The sequence below is a fragment of the Pseudoalteromonas distincta genome, from assembly GCF_000814675.1.
GTDB classification, from domain to species: Bacteria; Pseudomonadota; Gammaproteobacteria; order Enterobacterales; family Alteromonadaceae; genus Pseudoalteromonas; species Pseudoalteromonas distincta.
The window spans coordinates 1-21,614 of the sequence record NZ_JWIG01000016.1 but is presented as its reverse complement, the minus strand read 5'-3'; the positions used below and the strand labels follow the sequence as shown (position 1 = coordinate 21,614).

Here is a 21,614-nt window from a genome sequence, read left to right as displayed (position 1 = left end):
GTAATTACGATGCTGTATTGAGTACTTTATGGCGCTTTAACGACCAGTACGCAGTAACAAAATAAATAACTGTACAAATAAAACAGGCTATTTCGAATTGCGATTTATTAGCGCTGTACATACTCATAGTTTCACTGAAAAACATCACTTGGCTGGCAAATATAAAAATAATAACCAATGAAACAGTAGAAACCGCGTTAAGTACTTTGGTAAATACAGAGCTGTCAATTACTGGCTTTGGAATGTCTTTAGCCTCAGCTGCTTGATATTCTTTGATATCACGTTGCTCTTGCTTTTCTGCTGCAATTTCTTGTGTGTAATCGTCACCAGCGCCGTATTTTTTAGCTAAAAGCGTGTAAACAACAATGGTGAAAATCCATGTAGGAATAAACAAGTAGTAAAACGACATTACATCAATTGCGTTTAAGCCAAAGCCAAACACAAGTGCTAACGCCCAAGATGCTATAGCCGGTACGCTGCGGGTAATATTTTTATATTTAGCCCAGTAACGTGTTAGGCCAATTTTAGGAAATAACACATGCTCAGCAAACACAATGCCGCCTACTGGTACAACTAATAAGCCTGCGTATGTAAGTAGCGGAAGCATTTGAGAAAATACAAACGGGAAACACGCAATAATTACGGTTACAACACCTACAATAGCGGTTGTGCGTTCACGTGATTGATTAACAAATATAGATTGTGCTGCAAGGCCTGCACGGTAAAGGTTTGCGTTAGCTGTAGTCCAACCGGCAATAATTACAATAACAAAACCAGTCCAACCTAATGCATGGTATGCAACATCGCCCGGATCAAGTGATGAAATAGTTGTTTTAAGTAATACCGCAACACCTGCGCCCATAATACCGGCAGAGATCCACGCTAAGTAATGGCCAAAAAACATGCCCACACCAGAAAACAAACCATAGCTTTTGCGTTTAGCAAATCTAAAAATAGCCATGTCGATTAAACCAAAGTGAGTAATTGAGTTAGCAGCCCATGCAAAGCCAATCACTTCTAATAGGCCAATGCCCTTTTCACCATCGGCATTGGTGCCCGTCCATATGGAGGAGTCGCCTATGGTCATAAAGTCGCTAAAGCTAGTTAAAGAGGTAGAACCTAGTACGTGATTTGAAAGCTCAGGGAATAACGCGAACGAGCCTGCAATAAATATAACAAATAGCCACGGCGCACACAGCTTTGAAAAGTCAGCAACCGTAGAAAAGCCATACATCGCAACAAATACAACAATAGAGCCAACAGCTAAAACAATGGCTACAAACCAAAAGCTATTTGGATACCAATCAAGTTGCGCAGGTATATCAAACAAAAACCGCACGGCGGTGGAGGATACCGTGATCATCGCGGCCGATATAACACTAAAAATAACCACGTTAGCCCAGTTATAGAGCTTGGTCATTGAGTTACCAGCAATTTTGTTTAAGTAGTTATATAAACTTAAGCGGGTTTCTACTGCAATGGGTGCAGTAATCAGCCACCAAGAACACATTGCTAACAGGTTACCTATTAATAAACCCAGTAGAATGTCGATGGTTGAAGCGCCTAATGCAACAAACGTTGCACCAATAACAAATTCAGTAGCCGCAACATGTTCGCCGGCATATAGCCCTGCAAAATGCTTCCAGCCGTGAAGCTTATTATTAGCAACAGGAAGTTGCTCTTCGTTTACATCTTTAAATGTTTGTGTGTGTGGACTCGTTGCCATGGTATTTCCTATTGTTAACAGCAAAATATTTAATACCTAAATACTTTGCCTTTTATAATTTGGTTTATAAACGCATGATGTTTTGCCACGTTTTGTTTTATTTTTAGTAAAGCAAAACCATCTACATTTATATTTTGCGTTTGCTTGCCTGTCAGTGAGTAAGGCGAGCAAATCGCGTTTAAAACTTTGTGTATTTAAAAAGCTGCGTGTTTACTGCTTTTTAAGTTCAGGGTATGCACTAAAAAAATCTTGCCAATGCGTTAAATGATCAACATTTGGGTAAGCACTGTGTACATGATTAACAGAGCCTTGCATATGTTGCCCACCGCTGTAATGCAGTACTTGCATATTGGCGTCAATTCCTGCATTTACGCCGGCTTTACTGTCTTCAATTACTAAGCAATGCTCTGGCTTTACACCCATTTGCTTAGCTGCATGTAAAAATAAATCAGGCGCCGGTTTACCACGCTTAACTTCGCTGCTGGTAAAAACCGTATCGCTAAAGTACTTACTTAAACTCACTACGCTCAACGCTTTTGCGGTGCGTGCTGGGCTACTGCTAGTAGCTATACAAATAGGCACAGCTAAATTGTTAAGTACGTCTTCTATACCATCAGTCGTGGTTAGTCCGGTTTCAAATTCGTTTAATAGTGCCTCGCGGTAGTCACCTTCAAAGCTTTCAGGAAGAGTGACATTAAATGCATCCGCTATTTTTTGGCTTACTGTTTTAAAGTTGCAGCCTAAAAAGTGTTGCTGTACATAAGCGCGGTCAATCTCAACGCCTTTTTCAACAAGCATATTAATGAGTACTTGTGCGCTTAAAATTTCGCTATCAATAACAACGCCATCACAATCAAATATCACTAGCTCAATATTAGTATTCATCTTGTCACCTTATTAACACTGTTTGGTTTAGCTAATTTAAGTATAACGAGTTAAGCGCGATTAATATTGTGCAACTTTTTAGTGCAACTCAGCAATGAGCATAAGCTCACTGGTTGAGCATATTCCCTTTATTGTGCGAATATGTCAACACACTGTAAGTATAAAACGCACCAGCTTGGTGAAAATACCGCCAGATAAAACTAAAAACCTTTGTATTTAATAAATTTTATAAAAGCATATTGCGACTAAGGTCGTAGTAAAAAAATTACATTAATGTAAAAAGTGTATCTGCAAATTCATTTCATCTGTTTTACAAATCACATCAATCTAATTAATCAGTTTTACCGAAGTTAATAAAATTAATATTATCGTTAACAGATTAACAGCCTGCACCACTGCCGGCACTTTTAAATAGATGAGGTCGACAATGAATACTCAAATAAACAAAACAAAATTAACACTAACTGCACTGGCACTTGCGATGGCATTACCGGCAAGCGCAGCAACAACTCTTACTAAAGATAACGGCGCAGCTGTTGGCGACAACCAAAATTCAATTACTGCTGGCGAACGTGGCAGTGTATTACTAGAAGACGTGCAACTAATTCAAAAACTGCAACGCTTTGCACGTGAGCGTATTCCTGAGCGTGTTGTGCATGCTCGTGGTACCGGCGCACACGGTGTGTTTGTAGCATCAAAAGAGCTAGACGATTTAACAATTGCAGCACCGTTTGCACAAGCTGGTAAAGAAACAGATGTATTTGTTCGTTTTTCATCAGTAATTCACTCAAAAGGCAGCCCAGAAACACTGCGTGACCCACGTGGCTTTGCAACTAAGTTTTACACAGACCAAGGTAACTGGGATTTAGTAGGTAACAACTTACCGGTGTTCTTTATTCGCGATGCGATTAAATTTCCAGACATGGTTCACTCGTTAAAGCCATCACCGGTTGATAACATTCAAGATCCTAACCGCGTATTCGATTTTTTCTCGCACGAACCAGGTTCTACACAAATGCTAACGTGGGTTTACAGCGACTACGGTACACCAGCAAGTCTTCGTAAAATGGACGGTTGGGGTGTACATGCATACAAAATGATTAACAAATCGGGCGATGTTAAATACGTTAAGTTTCATTGGGTAAGCCAACAAGGTATTGATAACCTTGACGCAAAAGAAGTAGCTAAAGTGCAAAGCCAAGACTTCCAACACTTAACACGCGACCTTTACAGCGAAATTGGTAAAGGCAACTTCCCTAAGTGGGATCTATACATTAAAACGCTTGATCCGTCGCAGCTTGATGACTTTGATTACAACCCATTAGATGCAACAAAAATGTGGTTAGACATTAAAGAAACTAAAGTAGGAACAATGACCCTAAACCGTATGCCAACTAACTTCTTCCAGTCTACAGAACAAGTAGCAATGGCACCGGCAAACATTATTCCAGGTATTGAGCCATCAGAAGACAGACTATTACAAGGTCGTATGTTTTCTTACGCTGATACACAAATGTACCGCCTAGGTGCTAACCACCAGCAACTGCCAATTAACCGTGCAAAAGTTGAAGTGGTTAACTACAACCAAGACGGCGCAATGAATATTGGTAACACTACAAGCAATGTGAACTACCAGCCAAGCCAAGAAAACGTAGCTGAAAACCCAATTGCACGTAGAAGTAACACAGAGCTAAAAGGCTTTGTACAACAAGCCGCGATTAAAAAGCAGCAAAACTTCGCGCAAGCAGGTGTTATATACCGTGGTTTTAGCAAGCAAGAACGTACAAACCTAATTAATAACCTAGCAGGCGATTTAGGCAAAGTGCAAAACAGCAGTGTTAAACACAAAATGCTTAGTCACTTTTACAAAGCTGATAGTGAGTACGGTACACGCTTAACTAAAGCTGTAAACGGCGACCTTAAAATGGTTAAACAACTAGCCGCTAACTTATAAGCAACTAGTTAAAAGCAATTAGTCCCAACTAAATAGCTATTTAAACCACAACCATGAGGAAGGAATAAACCCCTTCCTCTTTTATAAGAGACAATTGTTATGCGTAATTTATTAATTATAGTCGCTCTACTACTGAGCTTTACCAGTAGCGTTTACGCTCAAAATACATCAGATACACAAACACCCAGTACGCAATCTGAAACCCAACATTCTGCAAAAACTCAATACGATAGCTTATTTGCTTATTACTTTGCCGCAGCACGCACAAACGACACAGCTGTAATAGAGCAATTTGTAGATGCCGGTATTCCTATCGACAGCTACAACAATAAAGGCTACACCGCGTTAATGATTGCTACTTACCATGGCAATAAAAACACGGTTAACACACTTTTACACTTAGGCGCTAATGCCTGTTTAGAAGATAACCGTGGCAACACAGCGCTAATGGCCGCTATTTTTAGAGGTGAATTTAGTATAGCTAAAACACTCGTATCACTTGATTGCGATAACGCGCATCAAAACAAAGCAGGTCAAACAGCCGAGCAATTTGCACAAACATTTGGTCAACAAAAAGTTATAGAGTTACTAGCGCAGGTAAATAATGCAAAATAATCTGCACGCAACAAAAAGCCCTAAAATAATAGGGCTTATTTTTAATAAAATTAGTCTTATGTTGCAGACGCTATTTGAGGTTGTTTAGGCTTTTCTCGCGTTACAAAGTAGCAAATTAGCGAGCCCACTGTTACCAGCACAACCCCCTGCCAAAACGAAACACTCAGCGTAATAGATAAATACAACGCCGAAATAATAGTAGAAAATAACGTAATGGCATTTTTACCATTACTCAGCTTTTGCGTTACTACGCAATAAATAGCCCATATAAACGCTGCAGCTAATGCCATTAAGTAAGTAGCAGGATTATCAGCAAAGTTAGTAACAAGCGTATCGAGTGACATTTTTTGATCGCCCGTAATACACCAAGCAACGCCTAAAAAAGCAATGATCATGCTTGGGTAAACCCAGAAATTTACTTTTTTACGGCCAATAATAATAGAGAGCAGTATAGTCAGCGTGGGCCATAAATAATTAATAACCGCCATTTCCATTGCCTGATGACGGCTATTTGCCATACCAATAGAAAGCGCCAAACAAATTTCGTACGATACAAATAATAAAGTACCTATTACCAAGTAACGTTTTGAAAACCCACTAAACTTGGGCACTCCCATAACCAAAATTAAAAATATCGCACTGGCAGAATACATAGCCGCCGCACCACCAATGGGGCTAAACAACTCAGAAATATCCCGTAGTAATGCAACTAAGCAACTCCACAGTAATATGGCCGCGACTCCATAAAGCGTGTATTTATTTTTGCTTATAAAATCCATTTGCCAATCCAAAAGTACTACTCGTAAATTTGAAACTAAACTAACAGTAATTATTTAATTAAACAATAAGGGTCTGTTGATCTTTCAAGGTTAAATTTGCAGCAGTCTGTTTGGTATTTAGGCAAGGCAGAGCCTATATAGTGTGGTTATTCCCCATTAATGGGCGATAACGTAGCATTAATGCCAAACAGGCGCTGCCCAAAGGGTTCTTCCTAGGAGCTACTTACTCTTTGTTGCTCGGTTTTTACTTAGCCCACTAGGTTACAAATCTCGCGCCGCGATTAAATAGCCCCTAGTTTGAACAAATTTTAATCCGCAAAGATCAACAGACCCTAAAGTTAATAGCTTAAACCTCTCGCCTGTTTTTAACATTCACCCTCTTTAGTAATTGACCTTTTGGTCAGTAAAGCTACAATCAATCAATACGTTAAACACGCAAACTCAATAATGACCACACAAATAAAACCAAATAAAAAAGAAGTGACACGCGAGAAAAACCAAAAACTAATTTTAGATGCCGCCGAGCAATTGTTTTCGCAATTAGGTTACGACGGAGCAAGTATGAGCATGGTTGCTAAAGAAGCGCAGGTGCCAAAAGCTAATATTTTGTATTACTTTAAAAGTAAAGATGGTCTGTACGAGTCTGTGATTGACCGCATAATAGCTAATTGGAACTTAGGGCTCGATAACGTCACAATTAACGACGATCCAGCTACCGTGCTTTATAACTATATTAAAAGCAAAGTAATACTGGCCGTAAATCAGCCAATGCAATCTCGCTTATTTGCCAGTGAAATACTGCGCGGTGCACCCTATTTACAAAACTACTTTAGAACCAATACCCGCCCTTGGGTTAAACAAAAGGTTGATGTACTTCAAGCATGGATGGACGCAGATAAAATGGATAAGATTGACCCCTACCATTTGCTCTTTACTATTTGGTCTACCACACAATATTACGCCGACTTTCAGGCTGAGGTTTTACTCGTAATGAACAAATTAGAGTACGACGAAACCGATGTGGCACAAATTACGCAATCAATTGCCCACATAATTTTAAAAGGTATTGGTCTTAAAATACCTGAGCAAAGTGAGACTTAACCCATGACATCCTTTACTACACCCGATTTATTTGACGATCATCGCGATAACGTGCAAGTAGCAGACAGCGGCCTTTATCACTTTGGTAAAAAAACCACGTTTTATGGCAAAGTAGTTACCGTTACCTGCCCAGAAGACAACTCTTTTGCCGCCGATATATTGCATGAAAATGGTGAAGGTAAAGTATTGGTTATAAACGGGTTTGCGAGCAAACGCTTTGCGTTTATAGGCGATATTATGGCTGAGCGTGCCTTAAGTAATGGCTGGGAAGGCGTAATAATAAATGGCTGTTGCCGAGATATAGAAATACTTGCCACGATGAACTTACCTGTAATGGCGCTAGGCTCTACACCACGTAGTACCTTAAAGCGCGGCTTTGGTGATAAAAACCAAGCTATTACCATGCTTAGCACCACCATAGAACCTAACGATTGGGTTTACGCCGATATTAACGGTTTAATCATCAGTAAAACGCCCCTTATTTAGCACTCAAAACCATATAAATAAAGACCAACTTGGTGCATCTGCGCACCAAATTGGTTTGTTTTAGCTCATTTTAATCTCACTATTTCTATAGCCCACATTTACAAATCTCATATAACCCAACAAAACCTGACCAGTTGGACAGGATTTTAATTTATGGCATTCCTCTTGCTTAGTCTAAGCACTATAAAATCAAAACTACCGATTAAAAAGCGGAGTTATACCAATTACATTAAATTAGTGATCTATTATAACGCGAAGAAAATGACGCAGTGAGTGCGCTATTTAATCCGATAAAATGATCATGTTTTTAAAAAAATTGGTATTCATAATAATAATAACCAGCCCGCTTTTTAATCACTCTTAACTTAATAAGTAAGTACTTGGTCAGTTTTATGATAATGAGCTGCAAATGAGTGATAAAAAAAACAACAAAGGTATATTTTGCAATCACGGTCCTACCCTGTGGCAAACAAACCACTCTGGAGTGCTTGCAAACAATCGCTTAGCTGTAAAAGATGTATTTGCAGTAAAGGGCGAGCGTAACAGCGCAGGCAACCCACACTGGTTTAAAACAGCTAAACCGGCTCAAAATACGGCAAGCTCGGTTAACAAGCTCATGACCGCTGGTTGTAACTTTATAGGCTTTACCCATACTGACGAGCTAGCTTATAGCTTAGAGGGTAATAATATACATTATGGCGCTGCGCAAAATCCTAAATTAAAAGGGCATGCTTGCGGTGGTTCGAGTATGGGGTCTGCTGCTGCAGTTGCTGCAAACTTAGCTGATATTGGCTTAGGCACCGACACCGGCGGCTCAATTAGAATACCCGCCAGCTATTGTGGTTTATATGGCATAAGGCCAAGCCATAACGTTATTGAAAAAGACGGCCTAATACCGTTGGCTCCCCCTTTTGATACCATAGGTTGGCTTACCCAAAGCGCCGAGCTATTAAGCGATGTAGGTAATGTACTGCTACCAAATCAAGCTATTAATAACGTTGATACCTTAGTTATTTGCGAGCCGTTATTTGAACTCGTTGATCCTGCTTTACAAGCCCCACTTAAACAATTGCTTGAAAAAACCAAGCCTAATTTTAAGCACCATAAAGAATTTGAACTACCTAACAGCAGCTTATTAAATGAACTTGCTGATAGTTTTAGAGTACTGCAAGGGCGAGCAATCGCAAAAACGCATAAAGATTGGCTTCAATTGCAGGGGCAACTTCCCCAGTTTGCTCCAGCAATTGCGGCACGTTTTAATATGGCGCTTGCCCTAACTGATCAAGAAGAACAAGAAGCACTAAAAGTACAAACCCAATGGCAAACACTAATAGCTAAAAACCTAAATACAAACAGCTGTTTATTTTTGCCAACCACACCTACAACCGCACCTAAATTAGGCGCCGACACAAGCGCCTTACGCATGCAAATTATTACGCTTTCGGCAATTGCAGGGCTTAGTGGCTCAGCGCAAGTGCATTTACCGCTGGCTGATTTAGCAAATGATCATCCGTATGGTTTTTCATTAATGATGAGCCACGGTAACGATAAAAGCCTACTTGCTTGCGTTAAGCACCTAGCTGCACACTTTAAACAGGACACACTGGCATGACCACACACAACATTGCATTTACCACGTCTCATTTTTCGGCCACTGAGGCGGGTATAAATATACTAAAACAAGGCGGTACAGCTACCGAGGCTATGGTAGCGGCTGCCGCTGCTATTAGCGTTGTATACCCACATATGAACTCAATTGGTGGCGACAGCTTTTGGCTTATCGATAACCCAAATCAAAAAACGCCCACTGCTATTGACGCCTGCGGCCGCGCAGCAACTAATACAACGCCCTATAACACGCTCACGCAAATACCAGAGCGCGGCGGATTAAGCGCACTTACTCAAGCGGGCACAATACGCGGCTGGCAAAAAGCGCTTGAACTAGATGAGCATGCGGCACTACCACTGTCACAAATTTTAGCACCCGCTATTGAACTTGCGCGCGAGGGCTTTACCGTTACAAAAAGCCTGCAAGCAGGCTGCGAAAAGCTAGCCGCTGCTAACAATACCAATGACGCGTTTAAAAACCTCTACATACCCAATGGCAAGCCCTTACAAGCAGGCCAGCATTTTAAAAATCCTAAACTTGCAGCAACGTTTGAATACCTAGCAAAGCATGGTTTAAACGCATTTTATGAAGGCGCACTTGCCAACTCATTTGCCGCCGACTTAGCAAAAGCAGGCAGCTCAATCACCGCAGGTGACATTGCAAATACTAAAGCCGAGGTAGTTACTGCGCTAAATGCAAACCTCAGTGGTATTGATTGCTACAACTTACCCGCGCCAACACAGGGCGTGCATTCACTACAAATAATTGGTGCCGTAAATAAGTTAAAGCATTTAGCTAAAACCGATGCCGACTGGACACATTTAATTGTTGAGGCAACTAAACAAAGCTTTACCCATCGCCCTACCCTTTGGGCTGACCCTGAAGCATTAGGAGACGATTATAAAAACGCACTAACCGATAATCGCTTAGGCGAACTTGCTAACAATATTGATATGAGTAAAGCCAAAAAATGGCCATTTAACGCAGAGCCTGGCGATACTGTGTGGATGGCAGCCAGAGATAAAAACGGGCAATTAGTCAGCTTTATTCAAAGTATTTACTGGGAATTTGGCAGCGGAATATTAATGAGTGAAGGCGGCTTTGTGTGGAATAACCGTGGTTTAAGCTTTAGTTTAAACAATCAAGATATTGCTGCGAGTAACAATAATAATGCCCTTGCGCCAAATAAAAAGCCCGCTCATACACTTAACCCAGCACTGGCAAAGTTTAGCGATGGTCGTCGACTTGCTTACGGAACAATGGGCGGTGAAGGGCAGCCACAAACTCAAGCCGCTGTTTTTGCAGGCTACGCGTGGCGAAATAAATCTATAAAACAAGCAATTAGCGACCCTCGTTGGTTACTTGGACGCACATGGGGCGATACGAGTACAAATTTAAAAATTGAAAAAGAGTTAGTTTTTCATATAGAACATGAATTAAATCAACGTGACCACGATTGGGTAAGCGTTGATAATAATAACGAAATGATGGGGCACGCTGGGGCTATTTTAGATACACCTACAAGCCTTGAAGCTGCAACAGATCCTCGTTCAGATGGACGTGCAACAGTAACTACAGCAGGAACACAATGTCAGAAATAATAAATCAATGGCCAATTATAGTAGCCTTAATAGCAACCGGTATTTTTGCAGGTATTTTAGCAGGACTTTTTGGTGTAGGCGGCGGTATTGTTATCGTCCCTGTACTGTATTTTTTACTGCAAGGTTTTGGCGTAAGCCCAGAATCGGCAATGATGATAGCCACCGCTACATCACTTGCAACCATAGTACCTACTTCGCTTTCATCTATTCGCTCGCATCATAGCAAAGGGAATATTGACCTTGCGCTAATAAAATACTGGGCACCATTTATTTTAGTTATGGCCGTTGTAGGCAGCTACTTAGCGCACTCAATACGCGGTAATGCACTGGTACTTATGTTTGCCTGTATTGCTATTTTAGTCAGTTTAAACATGCTATTTAGAGCCGGCGCACCCGCGCTTGTAAAACAACTACCAGGTAAATTTGGTCAAGGCGTTATGGCAAGTATTGTAGGTGGTTTGTCGGTAATGATTGGCATAGGCGGCGGCACTATTGGCGTACCTATGCTAAACGCATTTAATGTACGTGCTCATGTTGCAGTAGGTACTGCGGCCGTTTTTGGTTTATTGATTGCGCTACCTGGCGTTATTACCTTATTAAGTATTGGCACAACGCCAACCGATGCTCCCCTAGGTACGTGGGGGTTGGTTAACCTCCCTGCCTTTTTTCTTATTATTCCGCTAACTATTTTATTTGCGCCTATTGGCGTAAAAATCGGTAGCAAGCTGGATCAAAAACAACTAAAACGCGCCTTTGCCGTTGTATTAATGATAACCGGCATACGCATGCTTATTCAGACTCTGGGAGCCTAAAATATGTTTAATAACACGCAAGTTCAAACCTTAAACCCACCACAGCGTTTATTAATGGGACCAGGCCCAATTAATGCCGACCCTCGTGTTTTACGTGCTATGTCGGCGCAGCTTATAGGCCAATACGACCCAGTAATGACCGGTTTTATGAACGAAACCATGGCACGTTACCGCGAAATTTTTAAAACTAAAAACGAATGGACCATGCTAATAGATGGCACATCGCGCGCAGGGATTGAAGCCGTATTATGCTCAATTTTACGCCCAGGCGATAAAGTACTTGTGCCAATTATGGGGCGCTTTGGCCACCTACTTGCTGAAATAGCAGAACGCGTTGGCGCAAAGGTGCACACAATAGAAGTACCGTGGGGCGAAGTGTTTACGCCAGAGCAAATCGAAAAAGCCATTGTTGATGTAAAACCCCATGTACTTGCTATGGTACAAGGCGATACATCCACCACCATGAACCAACCTCTTGAGCATATTGGCGATATTTGCCAAAAGCACGATGTACTATTTTACTGCGATGCCACCGCCTCTATTGTGGGTAACGAACTTCCTGCCGATGAATGGAAACTCGATGCACTTTCTGTTGGCCTGCAAAAATGTTTAGGCGGTCCTTCTGGGTCTGCGCCATTAACGCTTAGCGACAAATGCGCCGAGTGGATCCAAAAACGTAAAAAGGTAGAAGCAGGTATTCGCACGGCCGACCATACCGACGGCACCGAGCCATTTGTACGCTCAAACTACTTTGATTTAGGCATGATCATGAATTACTGGGGAGAGGAGCGCCTCAACCACCACACCGAAGCCACCAGCATGCTGTATTGCGCCTCAGAATGTGCTCGCATTGTTATTGAAGAAGGCGTGGATAACTGCGTAGCGCGCCACAAATTACATGGCGATGCCATGCTAACGGGTATTCAAGCGCTCGGCTTAAATGTATTTGGTGATTTAACACATAAAATGAACAACGTACTGGGTGTGTATATACCCGAGGGCATTAATGCCGATCACGTACGCGGACAAATGCTAACCGATTTTGGAATAGAAATTGGCACCTCATTTGGACCACTGCATGGCAAAATTTGGCGTATTGGCACCATGGGTTACAACGCCCGTAAAGATGCTGTATTACAAACATTGGCAAGCTTAGACGCTTGCTTGCATGCCAACGGTTATAAAGGCCCTAAAGGCGAAGCCGCTATTGCCGCCCTTGCCCATTATAAATAAAAAAAGGATTTAGCATGACGATTGTAAGCCCACAACACTGCCCTTTATTAGATAAAGAACTTGCTGATGAATACGCAACACGCGCTTTATCTCGCTGTAAAACCCTCAGCGCACTATCGCAAATGCAAGGCGGTATTCACCGCGTGTACTTATCAAAAGAGCACAAAGAGTGTAACGCTGTTACTGCATCTTGGATGGTTGAGGCAGGCATGCAATCGTGGCAAGACGAAGTGGGCAACCTTTGGGGGCGACTAAAATCATCAAACCCACATGCTAAACGTTTAATTATAGGATCGCACCTAGACACCGTACCAAACGCAGGTGCGTTTGATGGTATTTTAGGTGTACTACTAGGGATAGAAATTGCAGCGCTTGCACATAAGTTAAAGCTCGACCTGCCCTTTCATTTAGATATAGTGGGCTTTTGCGATGAAGAAGGCACCCGCTTTGCCACCACTTTAATTGGCTCAAAAGCCCTCGCTAACGAATTTGACCCACAGTGGCTAAACATTGAAGACACAAACGGCATAACTATGCGCCAAGCCATGCTCGACTTTGGCCTAAACCCTAACGACTACGCAAAGGCCGCACTAAACAAAAACGAATTACTAGGTTACTGGGAAACTCATATTGAACAAGGTCCTGTACTCGAATCGGTTAATCAGGCGTTAGGGGTTGTAACGGCTATTGCAGGGGCAAAACGCGCCATGCTTACCCTAACAGGCCAAAGCGGTCATGCGGGTACAACCCCAATGAACTTGAGGCAGGATTCACTAGCAGGCTGCGCTGAATTAGTAACCGAAATTGAAAAACTAGCAAGTAATGCTAAAAATGGCGAAGTTGCCACCGTAGGGCAAATACAGTCTCGCCCTGGGGCTACAAACGTGATTGCAGGTAAAACGACCATTAGCCTAGACGCACGCGCACAAAGCGACACCGATCTCGCTAACTTACTAAGCGCCATACAAAGCAGCGCACAATCTATAGCAAGCAAACGCAATTTAACGCTTGATTGGCAATGGACGCATGCCGCCGATGCCGTAGCGTGCGACACCACTATTCAGCATTTGTTTTCAAGCGCATGTAAACTCAATAACCAAGCATCGCCTTCACTTGCCTCAGGCGCAGGGCACGATGCAATGGCAATCGCTCCAATTTGCCCCGTTGGCATGTTGTTTATACGAAGCCCTGGCGGTATAAGCCATCACCCAGCAGAAGCGGTTATCGACAGCGATGTAACAAAGGCACTCAGTGTAATGTACAGCGCGCTTTTACTTTATGTGAAAGAGTGTGAGTGATTTAAGGTAATCGAGTAAACCAAGTATATTAACTTGGTATGCTTAGGGGCTTAAACCTCCTCAAAGTCATTTGGAGGTTATTACTGAAGGCAGGTAAATGCAGGAATATACGTTATTTAAAGTAGCTTTATCGGGCTGCCCTTTGCTCTTTTAGGCTAAGGCGTTTATGTGAGCTATATACATGTTGAATGTTTGTACCATTAACCAAATATGCATCCATTTCGACGGTAATTAAACCCGATAATGGCTTGATTTCTAGAACACCCAACTCACCTAAATTTGCAGATAGTAAAGTATTATTCCTAATAGCTAACAAAGTTTTGTCAGTATCTCGTAAGTCACCATTCACATATAATTTAGCACCACTAAACCAAGTGTTAATTATTTTAACTTTGATTGACTTAATAGTAAATTCAAAGGATTTTCTCATCAGATCTCCATACCCAGAAATGTAATTATTATACTTTGTGTTCTTATGTGTTTGGCGCACAACCACTTTCTTTTAATACCCGCTTAGTCGATGCTGGGTAATCTTTTAGTGCAGCCAAAGGGCGAATTGGCCGCTGAACCAAATTACCTGAGCAGTTTGGGCACACGTTATTTAATACCGTTTGAGCACAGCCAGAACAAAATGTGCATTCAAATGAACAAATAAAAGCCTCTGTGGACTGTGCAGGTAGATTCTTATCACAACATTCACAATTAGGTCTTAAATCTAGCATTTAGAGCCCCCTTTTATCCACCCAATGCTGAGTAAATATCTATTACCTTTTATAACTTTTGATACCTGATGCTCACTTACATCAGGGCGGAATAGCTTAACTCGCTTTGTTTCAAATATCGGATCACTGCAAATAAACTCACCACCTAAATTTGCTTTTTTAAGCACTATATTCAATCGATAGTGTTTACCAGATTCAACTTTGTCTGTGTGTGGTGCTATTTCACTTCCTTGTGGGAATTTAAGCAAATATGTATCAAATTTAATTGGCCACGTAGCACCACAAATCAACATTTTATCGTAGCCTGATTTTTGTCGGCCTCGCTCCCAACAAAATAATTCACTCAAAAAAAACATACAATCCCTCGAAACAGCTAACAAGCTGCAGGTTAACTCGTTTTTTTATTTTTATTGATAAACAAACCATAGCCGAGTTCATATTTTGATTCAATCGATTACTGTATATTACGTGGGATATAAAAGGGAGTTTTAATGGTGTTTTGATTGGCGTTTTAAAAGACATTATGATGGCTATAATTGACAGAAAATCAAAATATAGCCACCCGTTTTACTTTAATGCTTATTTAAGGTCTTATTTAATCGTTACCTTTGCATCACTTACCCATGTTTCAGTTATAGCTTCATCATTTTTATCAACTAAATACGCGCGTATGTTCACCGGATTGTTGTTAGCTTGTTTGTAGTCAAACGCTAATCGCCATTGGTTTGTACCAACTACCGGATAAACTCCAATAGGTTCTAGTATTTCACCGTTGCTGGCTTCAACAATCGGCTTTATACCACTTTTGTTATCTAAGCCTTTAAATACTGGACCTTCAAAATCAATCACCATTTTGTTAACGCCTTCAGGAATTGGCTGGCCGGGAATTCCGCCTAAGCCTTGGCGAGTATTTACAACGCTTGCAAGCGTTTTTGATTTTGGATCGAGTGGACGCCATTCAATATCATAAGAAAAGGTAAACTCATCACCTTTGCGCGCCTCTTTTTCGGGCACCCAATAGGCAACAATATTGTCGAACGTTTCATCTTTTGTAGGAATTTCGATTAACTGTACTGCGCCTTTTCCCCAATCGTCAGTAGGTTTAATCCACGCTGATGAACGCTTATTGTAAAATACGCCATCGTCTTGGTAGTTATTAAAGTCACGATCTCTTTGGATTAAACCAAACCCTTTTGGGTTCTCATCAATAAAGCTATTGGTCGACACCGACTGAGGATTATTTAATGGGCGCCAAACGTATTGACCCGTTCCTGTGTGGATCGCCAGGCCATCGCTGTCGTGAATTTCTGGGCGCCAATCTTTAGCTTCTGTTTTATCTTTTTGTGAGTACCAATACATACTGGTTAACGGTGCCACGCCTAAGCGTTCAACATCGGCGCGCATATACAAATTAGCGCTCACTGAGGTAATATGGCCTTTGGCTTCTTTGTTATCTTTACTTAAACCAAATCGATAAGCACCAGTGATAGAAGGCCCTTCAAGCAATGCCCAAACAGACACACTTTCACCTTTTTTCTCTGCGGGGCCAATCCAAAATGCAGAAAAGCGCGGAAATTCTTCTGGCTGATTCATGCCCGTATTAATCGCGATACCTCGGGCTGACAGTCCATATTGCCCCTCTGGCCCGTCGGTACGAAAATAAGACGCACCTAAAAAAGATATCCAATCTGGTTTCATATCTGGGCGCATTATTCTAAAGCCTGCAAATCCAAACCCTTCTGGGAGATCGTGAGCTGGGCTGTCATCAGGCATATCAAAAACATCATTACTAAAAGGTACATTTTGTACCTGATTTTTATCGTCTCTGATGTAAATACTTACTGGCTCAGGAAAATATCGCCCAGGATAAAATAATTGTACAGGTGCCTTTTTTCCACTTGGGTATAAGGTTTCATCTTCTTTAAAGCGTATTTTCCAATGTTCGTCATACGTAATTTTATCGATTAACTCCGGCGCTGGCACCTTAGTTGGCGTATAGGGCTTTTCGGCTGAGGCTTTTGCTAGGGCTTTTAAGTCTTCGAATGAAAACTCCGTTTTATCTACTGCTTCTGTCGCGTAAGACGACATCGAAGTGCTAAAAATAATTGCGATAAATAACTTTAATTTCATAAAAAGAATATCCAATAAATTGAGTCAAATAAAAATGGGAACGCTGCACGAACGTATGTTTAACTTAAAGTTCTGTATGGATATTACGTGACGTAATATGAACTAGCGTTTACTAAAGTATTGTTATTTGATCCTTAGTTAATTTTTTTAGGGGGGATTGTGGAAAGGGAACTTGCAATCAATACTGTAATAAAATGCTTAGTAGGTCATTTTAACACTGAACTATCCTTGGTTGCTTAACAAGACTGAAGCATAACTCCAATAGCCAAATTCAATTAAAAACGAGCTCCAGCAATTAACCCTAATAAAATAGGCTGTTTTCTTAAAAAAAAATTCTACAATCTCGATGCCTACATAAGGGGCTGATGATAACTTGTCGTAATGTGTAGTAAAGAGAACTAAGCAAACAGTTAGTAGTCGCTTTGCTTAAACCGCTTATTAACAGTTTAATTCAACCGCTTCTGCATTTTTAAAAATACTTTTTGCTTGCTCAAATATGGGTTTAGCTAATTTATCCTTAGGCGCCCAAATATCTATTGCATTACCGCTGTGATTGAATAAAGTTACATAATTTCCAGCTAATTGAATTTTGGTAACAAAAGATTTAGGAATAGTTTTACCATATTTTTTATGTAACCTAGCTTTGGGCAAGTGCGAAATAAACACCTGATCGCCCATATCAATTAAAACCTTTTCAGGATCGTAAAACTTTGAACCAAAACTAAAGTAAAGAGAGATTGCACTAATGATAAAACAAAATAATATTACCGAATCCATTAATTGCATGTCGAATTTCCTTAAACTACTAACGAGCCTGTAGAACAACTCGTTTTTTATTTTTTATTGATAAACAAAACATAGCTGAGTTCCTATCAACTTAAGATAAATTTACTCATGCCTTTATTGACCGTAATATTCCGCTTTTTATTTTAAAAGGAATCAAGCTTAATAAAGCCAAGTTGTTTACCACTCTATAATTGACAATTTCCGCAACAGTTAGAATAAGGTCATCCTAACTGCCCTTCATCATTAGTCATTTAAAACGCCTTTAACTGTATTATTTTTTTAAGACGTTTTTTAATTACCTTTTGCTCGCAATAAAGCCCGATAAAACCACCAACAGCAATTGAAGCCACAACCAACAACCAATATAAAGAGCTGTTAGATGCCTGAATACCCGAAATATAAAGGTATAAGTTGAACGGGATAATAAAAAATAAGCTACCTAGTACTTTAATGAATTCCCTAAAAAGCTCTGTATCAGACTTTGCTTTGTCGATATGAGAGTTAATAGTTTCATTTGATATCTCATTTAGCTCTGGGTATGTCTTTTGTAACCAATTTAAATAATTCAATTATGCATCCTTATATTTTTATATCTAGTGCTGCCTTAAATAGGCAAAATATATTTGCTAAAGTAAGCGACATAGCAGTAAAAATCAGATTTTTTTGTTCTGCTTTACGACTTGTTAGAGCTACTTTTTATCCACAACATAATAGCCTACATTTGATAAAGAATAACTAGCAACGCCCTTTTCGGTTGAAGGCGTAAAGTATATAAATTTTGGGGATATTAATTTTAGTTTCCCTTTAGTTTTAACTCCAGATTGAGCATTAGTTATTGTTATTGATAAATCACCACCAACGCCAAATGCCTGTAAGCCAATTGAAATTACTTTGGAGGATTGAGCAGACCAATTAAAAGACATAAAAACTATACAAAAAGTAATAGCTCCTAAACTGATAAATTGTGCCTTAGCCTTGAAGTAAATTAGCACTGAAATATGAGTAATAATAACCGCACACATACCTAATACAAAGAAAATCCGAGCAGTATCAGCACCAGAAATAAACTCTAAGATAAGGATCGACCAAGTAATTAAAGTAAATAAAATACTCAGGGCAATTAGTTGTTTATCGATTTTCTTTTTCTTAACCTTTCCAACAATCAATAAGACAGGGCTAAATATTGCTAATGAACTAATAAGTAAGAAAAAAGCAGTAGTTACGAAAAACAATTTCATTCCAAATACACCCTCCGTAAAGAAGTCGTAAGAGAAAAAGTCATATTCTCCCATGTAAATTAGAAACATGATCATCGTAATATTTGGTACAAGGAAAAAAGCGGAAATAATATACGAAAGTGTTCTCCACCAAATTTCGTTAGGGACACTTTTGATTTTTGTTATTAGATCATCCAATGCTAGATACTCCTTTAGTACCAACGAGCCTGTAGATTAACTCGTTTTTTTATTTATTTTTATTGATAAACAAACCATAGCTGAGTTCCTATTTTGGTTCAATCGATTACTGTGCTTTTACGCAGCATATAAAGAAGTGTTTGATGTTGTTTTAATTGACGTTTTGGAAGGTATTGCTGAAAAATTTAGTGTGGGTACCTTTTTTACTCTTTCTAGAATAAGCAAGATTATCTGTACGTTATTTATTTTTGGCTAAAGCATCGCTACTTGGCCACGATAGTTGGCAGCAAAGAGCCAAAGGAAAGCCCTATAATACCACCATCAGATCATTGGCATTCAAGTGGATAAGAATACTATTTAGGTGCTGGAAAACACATCCCCCTATGATGAATCAACTTATTTAACGGCATTGAAAAGCAAGGGGTCATCGCCATTAAAATTTGCGGTGGAAAGTGAGCTTTAGCGCTTGCTGCCCACTTCAGGGCGTGTTGTTAACTAACTTTAATTCTGTATGGTGATTTTTTTTATTTGTTTTCCATTTCTATCACTAGTTACAACAATATTATTCCCTTTAGACAAGAATACTGATTTCAACTCTTCTTTAGACGAAATTATAACTCTATCAAAGGGCACTTCATCTGTATGATTAAACTTAAAGACATCAACCATGCAAGGGTATAAATCATTACAATCTATAGAGGCTAATTCATATGATTTTCTATTTAAAGAAGCCCATTTAGGACGCCCATTTAAATAGCCTGTTCTTGGCCAGAAAATAGATATATCCCATTTGTTTGGATCAGAGCTCCAAGTTTCATTACCTTTTACAAAGATAAATGGTTCTTGTAATCCCACTTCATTAACTGCTTTAGTGTATGTTGGGTGCTCAAATTCTGTATTACTTCGTTCTATTCGTGTTGTTTGGTCAATAGTAAGTGTTTCTAAGTTGGTAATACTTTTAAGTTTACTCGCTAACCATTCCTCTTCATTTATATGGGAATAACCAACATGGATGATGATTTTTGCATTAGGGTCTTTATCAAATACTTTTTCTTTTAAAGTCAGTGCAGAATTAGTTTCCCGTTCATCGGTAGTATTGAGTTTACTTGGTTTATGCATATCATAAGAAACTATTTCAAAACCGATTTCTTTTGCTTTAAGTACTAAGTTTGCATAGATACTTTCACGGGTGTAATAGCCAATATTGTTAGTAACATATCCTTTATTAAGTTGTGATGAAGCTGAACTATTTAAAGATTCAGCCGCAAAATAACGATATCCTTGCTTCCATAGCCCTGAAAGCATACGGTACGTTAACACCCTATGTTGTGCAATATCGTGAGCTTCATTGAACATTACAATCCGATGCAGTTGCGAGCGTTTTAATATTTCACTTTCCGCGCTTTTTGCTTTGTAGTCTGTTAAATCTTCAAGAGCTAAAGTTTCACTTTCAGCAGTACTATCTTTAGCAGCAAGCGCTTTTTTATGTAAGCCAGCAAACGAATATTTAACACCAAGGCCTTGCATTATAATATCTAAAGCAACAGGGCTATCAGTATACTCTTTTGCAAAATTTTCAATGATTGGAAGTTTCTCAACTAAGCTTTTACCTTTCGTTTTTTCTTGAACCTGATTTCCAATTTTTATTGCTTCTAAAAGAAACTTTTCGTGATCACGCTCTGAAGAGAAAGCAGAATTAGAAGCAAGTAGACAGAATAGTATTATTTTTTTCAAGTTAAATCCTTTTATTTGAAATGTAATGCTGAACGGTATGGTAAGTTAGCTAACGCCTAAATAACAGGCTAAGTAATGGTTGGCTAAAATTGTGTAGCGAAGCGAAGCGTAGCCAACTGTTACGTGTCCTTGTTGATTTTCTTGTATGGATAATAAACCCATAAATTAATTAATACTTTAACCAAGTTCGGGTAATGTGAGGCCCAAGCTTTGGCTGCAACCAAAGCCTTTTATACAGTAGTTCGATTGATTGAAGGCTCCTCTATTGAGAGACCGATAACAAGAAAGAACGCTGTATAAACTCCAAGCATTAAACTCGGATAGTCAACGGGGCCTCGAGCCCGAATCGCAAGGCAGAGTCAGCTTATTATGAATACACTCAATAATCAAAATGAAATTAACGTCGGTGTCGATACAGGTAAAACTCAACTCGATATTTACATCCGACCGTTAGATATATATTTCACCGTAGAAAACAATGACGGCGGCATTAAACACGCTATAAAAACACTAAAAAAGCACCCAATAACGCGTGTTACTATTGAAGCAACTGGGCGCCTTGAACACCCCTTTATTATGGCGTGTGCTCAAGCGAATATCCCTTTCGTTGTTGCTAATCCCGTTAATATTAAACGTTTCGCAGGCGCTATTGGCCAAAAAGCAAAAACAGATAAACTTGATGCGCAACTCATCGCTCATTTTGGTGAAGCAATAAAGCCACCACTCTC

At 39.9% G+C, this 21,614-nt stretch carries 21 protein-coding genes and 1 pseudogene; 11 read left to right on the top strand and 11 right to left on the bottom strand.

Features of this window, described 5'->3' with window-relative positions; all coding sequences use genetic code 11:
• Positions 1–4: 4 nt before the first annotated feature.
• Together QT16_RS10715 and QT16_RS10710 are read right to left on the bottom strand one after the other, a co-directional pair.
• Positions 5–1,726: a purine-cytosine permease family protein gene (locus tag QT16_RS10715; RefSeq protein WP_004334683.1), complete on the bottom strand. Its 1,722-nt coding sequence runs from the start codon at positions 1,724–1,726 to the stop codon at positions 5–7.
• 210 nt (positions 1,727–1,936) lie between these two features.
• Positions 1,937–2,611: an HAD family hydrolase gene (locus tag QT16_RS10710; protein ID WP_004334681.1), complete on the bottom strand. Its 675-nt coding sequence runs from the start codon at positions 2,609–2,611 to the stop codon at positions 1,937–1,939.
• Between the two features lie 427 nt (positions 2,612–3,038).
• On the opposite strand from QT16_RS10710, the gene QT16_RS10705 reads away from it, so the two are divergent.
• Both QT16_RS10705 and QT16_RS10700 read left to right on the top strand, forming a co-directional pair.
• On the top strand, positions 3,039–4,565 hold the full coding sequence (locus QT16_RS10705; protein ID WP_039488381.1) for a catalase: 1,527 nt from the start codon (positions 3,039–3,041) through the stop codon (positions 4,563–4,565).
• A 99-nt stretch (positions 4,566–4,664) separates the two neighbouring features.
• The gene (locus QT16_RS10700) at positions 4,665–5,180 is read left to right on the top strand and encodes an ankyrin repeat domain-containing protein (RefSeq protein ID WP_039488380.1); all 516 of its coding nucleotides are present in this window, start codon (positions 4,665–4,667) and stop codon (positions 5,178–5,180) included.
• Positions 5,181–5,236: 56 nt separating this feature from the next.
• Here QT16_RS10700 and yddG read toward each other — a convergent pair whose 3' ends face one another.
• Positions 5,237–5,959, bottom strand: a complete 723-nt coding sequence (yddG, locus tag QT16_RS10695) for an aromatic amino acid DMT transporter YddG (RefSeq protein ID WP_039488379.1) — start codon at positions 5,957–5,959, stop codon at positions 5,237–5,239.
• A 447-nt stretch (positions 5,960–6,406) separates the two neighbouring features.
• Here yddG and QT16_RS10690 point away from each other — a divergent pair, with 447 nt between their 5' ends.
• The 7 genes from QT16_RS10690 (at position 6,407) to QT16_RS10660 (ending at position 14,099) form a co-directional block, all read left to right on the top strand.
• Entirely contained in the window at positions 6,407–7,060 is a 654-nt protein-coding gene (locus tag QT16_RS10690; RefSeq protein WP_039488378.1) for a TetR/AcrR family transcriptional regulator, read from the top strand.
• A 3-nt stretch (positions 7,061–7,063) separates the two neighbouring features.
• On the top strand, positions 7,064–7,546 hold the full coding sequence (locus tag QT16_RS10685) for a putative 4-hydroxy-4-methyl-2-oxoglutarate aldolase (protein ID WP_039488377.1): 483 nt from the start codon (positions 7,064–7,066) through the stop codon (positions 7,544–7,546).
• A 409-nt stretch (positions 7,547–7,955) separates the two neighbouring features.
• Positions 7,956–9,158, top strand: coding sequence for an amidase family protein (locus QT16_RS10680; protein ID WP_039488376.1), 1,203 nt, complete (start codon positions 7,956–7,958; stop codon positions 9,156–9,158).
• Positions 9,155–10,756 (top strand): gamma-glutamyltransferase family protein, encoded by a 1,602-nt coding sequence (locus QT16_RS10675; RefSeq protein WP_039488375.1) that lies wholly within the window; start codon positions 9,155–9,157, stop codon positions 10,754–10,756. The genes QT16_RS10680 and QT16_RS10675 overlap by 4 nt, the downstream gene beginning before the upstream one ends.
• Positions 10,744–11,568: a sulfite exporter TauE/SafE family protein gene (locus tag QT16_RS10670; protein WP_007378545.1), complete on the top strand. Its 825-nt coding sequence runs from the start codon at positions 10,744–10,746 to the stop codon at positions 11,566–11,568. Before QT16_RS10675 ends, QT16_RS10670 begins: the two co-directional genes overlap by 13 nt.
• A 3-nt stretch (positions 11,569–11,571) precedes the next feature.
• Entirely contained in the window at positions 11,572–12,801 is a 1,230-nt protein-coding gene (locus tag QT16_RS10665) for a pyridoxal-phosphate-dependent aminotransferase family protein (RefSeq protein ID WP_004334657.1), read from the top strand.
• A 14-nt stretch (positions 12,802–12,815) separates the two neighbouring features.
• Entirely contained in the window at positions 12,816–14,099 is a 1,284-nt protein-coding gene (locus QT16_RS10660) for an allantoate amidohydrolase (protein ID WP_039488374.1), read from the top strand.
• 127 nt (positions 14,100–14,226) lie between these two features.
• Here QT16_RS10660 and QT16_RS10655 read toward each other — a convergent pair whose 3' ends face one another.
• The 7 genes from QT16_RS10655 to QT16_RS10625 all read right to left on the bottom strand — a co-directional run bounded on the left by QT16_RS10655 (position 14,227) and on the right by QT16_RS10625 (position 19,152).
• Positions 14,227–14,529, bottom strand: coding sequence for a hypothetical protein (locus tag QT16_RS10655; RefSeq protein ID WP_004334655.1), 303 nt, complete (start codon positions 14,527–14,529; stop codon positions 14,227–14,229).
• Between the two features lie 43 nt (positions 14,530–14,572).
• The gene (locus QT16_RS10650) at positions 14,573–14,821 is read right to left on the bottom strand and encodes a DUF1272 domain-containing protein (RefSeq protein ID WP_033028490.1); all 249 of its coding nucleotides are present in this window, start codon (positions 14,819–14,821) and stop codon (positions 14,573–14,575) included.
• Complete coding sequence (locus QT16_RS10645; protein ID WP_039488373.1) at positions 14,815–15,177, bottom strand: 2OG-Fe(II) oxygenase; 363 nt, start codon at positions 15,175–15,177, stop codon at positions 14,815–14,817. Before QT16_RS10645 ends, QT16_RS10650 begins: the two co-directional genes overlap by 7 nt.
• A gap of 235 nt (positions 15,178–15,412) precedes the next feature.
• Positions 15,413–16,951: an OpgD/OpgG family glucan biosynthesis protein gene (locus QT16_RS10640; protein ID WP_039488372.1), complete on the bottom strand. Its 1,539-nt coding sequence runs from the start codon at positions 16,949–16,951 to the stop codon at positions 15,413–15,415.
• A gap of 438 nt (positions 16,952–17,389) precedes the next feature.
• The gene (locus QT16_RS20440) at positions 17,390–17,737 is read right to left on the bottom strand and encodes a hypothetical protein (protein WP_052201215.1); all 348 of its coding nucleotides are present in this window, start codon (positions 17,735–17,737) and stop codon (positions 17,390–17,392) included.
• A 251-nt stretch (positions 17,738–17,988) separates the two neighbouring features.
• Entirely contained in the window at positions 17,989–18,306 is a 318-nt protein-coding gene (locus QT16_RS10630) for a hypothetical protein (RefSeq protein WP_010553581.1), read from the bottom strand.
• Positions 18,307–18,426: 120 nt separating this feature from the next.
• Entirely contained in the window at positions 18,427–19,152 is a 726-nt protein-coding gene (locus tag QT16_RS10625) for a hypothetical protein (protein WP_039488371.1), read from the bottom strand.
• A gap of 221 nt (positions 19,153–19,373) precedes the next feature.
• Between QT16_RS10625 and QT16_RS21140 the strand changes: the two are divergent.
• Positions 19,374–19,615: pseudogene (locus QT16_RS21140) on the top strand (IS110 family transposase); the annotation flags it as partial.
• A 38-nt stretch (positions 19,616–19,653) separates the two neighbouring features.
• Here the strand turns inward: QT16_RS21140 and QT16_RS10620 are convergent.
• Positions 19,654–20,886, bottom strand: coding sequence for a hypothetical protein (locus QT16_RS10620; RefSeq protein WP_039488370.1), 1,233 nt, complete (start codon positions 20,884–20,886; stop codon positions 19,654–19,656).
• Positions 20,887–21,255: 369 nt separating this feature from the next.
• On the opposite strand from QT16_RS10620, the gene QT16_RS10615 reads away from it, so the two are divergent.
• Positions 21,256–21,614 (top strand): IS110 family transposase (locus QT16_RS10615; RefSeq protein WP_039488369.1); only part of this gene is annotated, 359 nt, incomplete at its 3' end.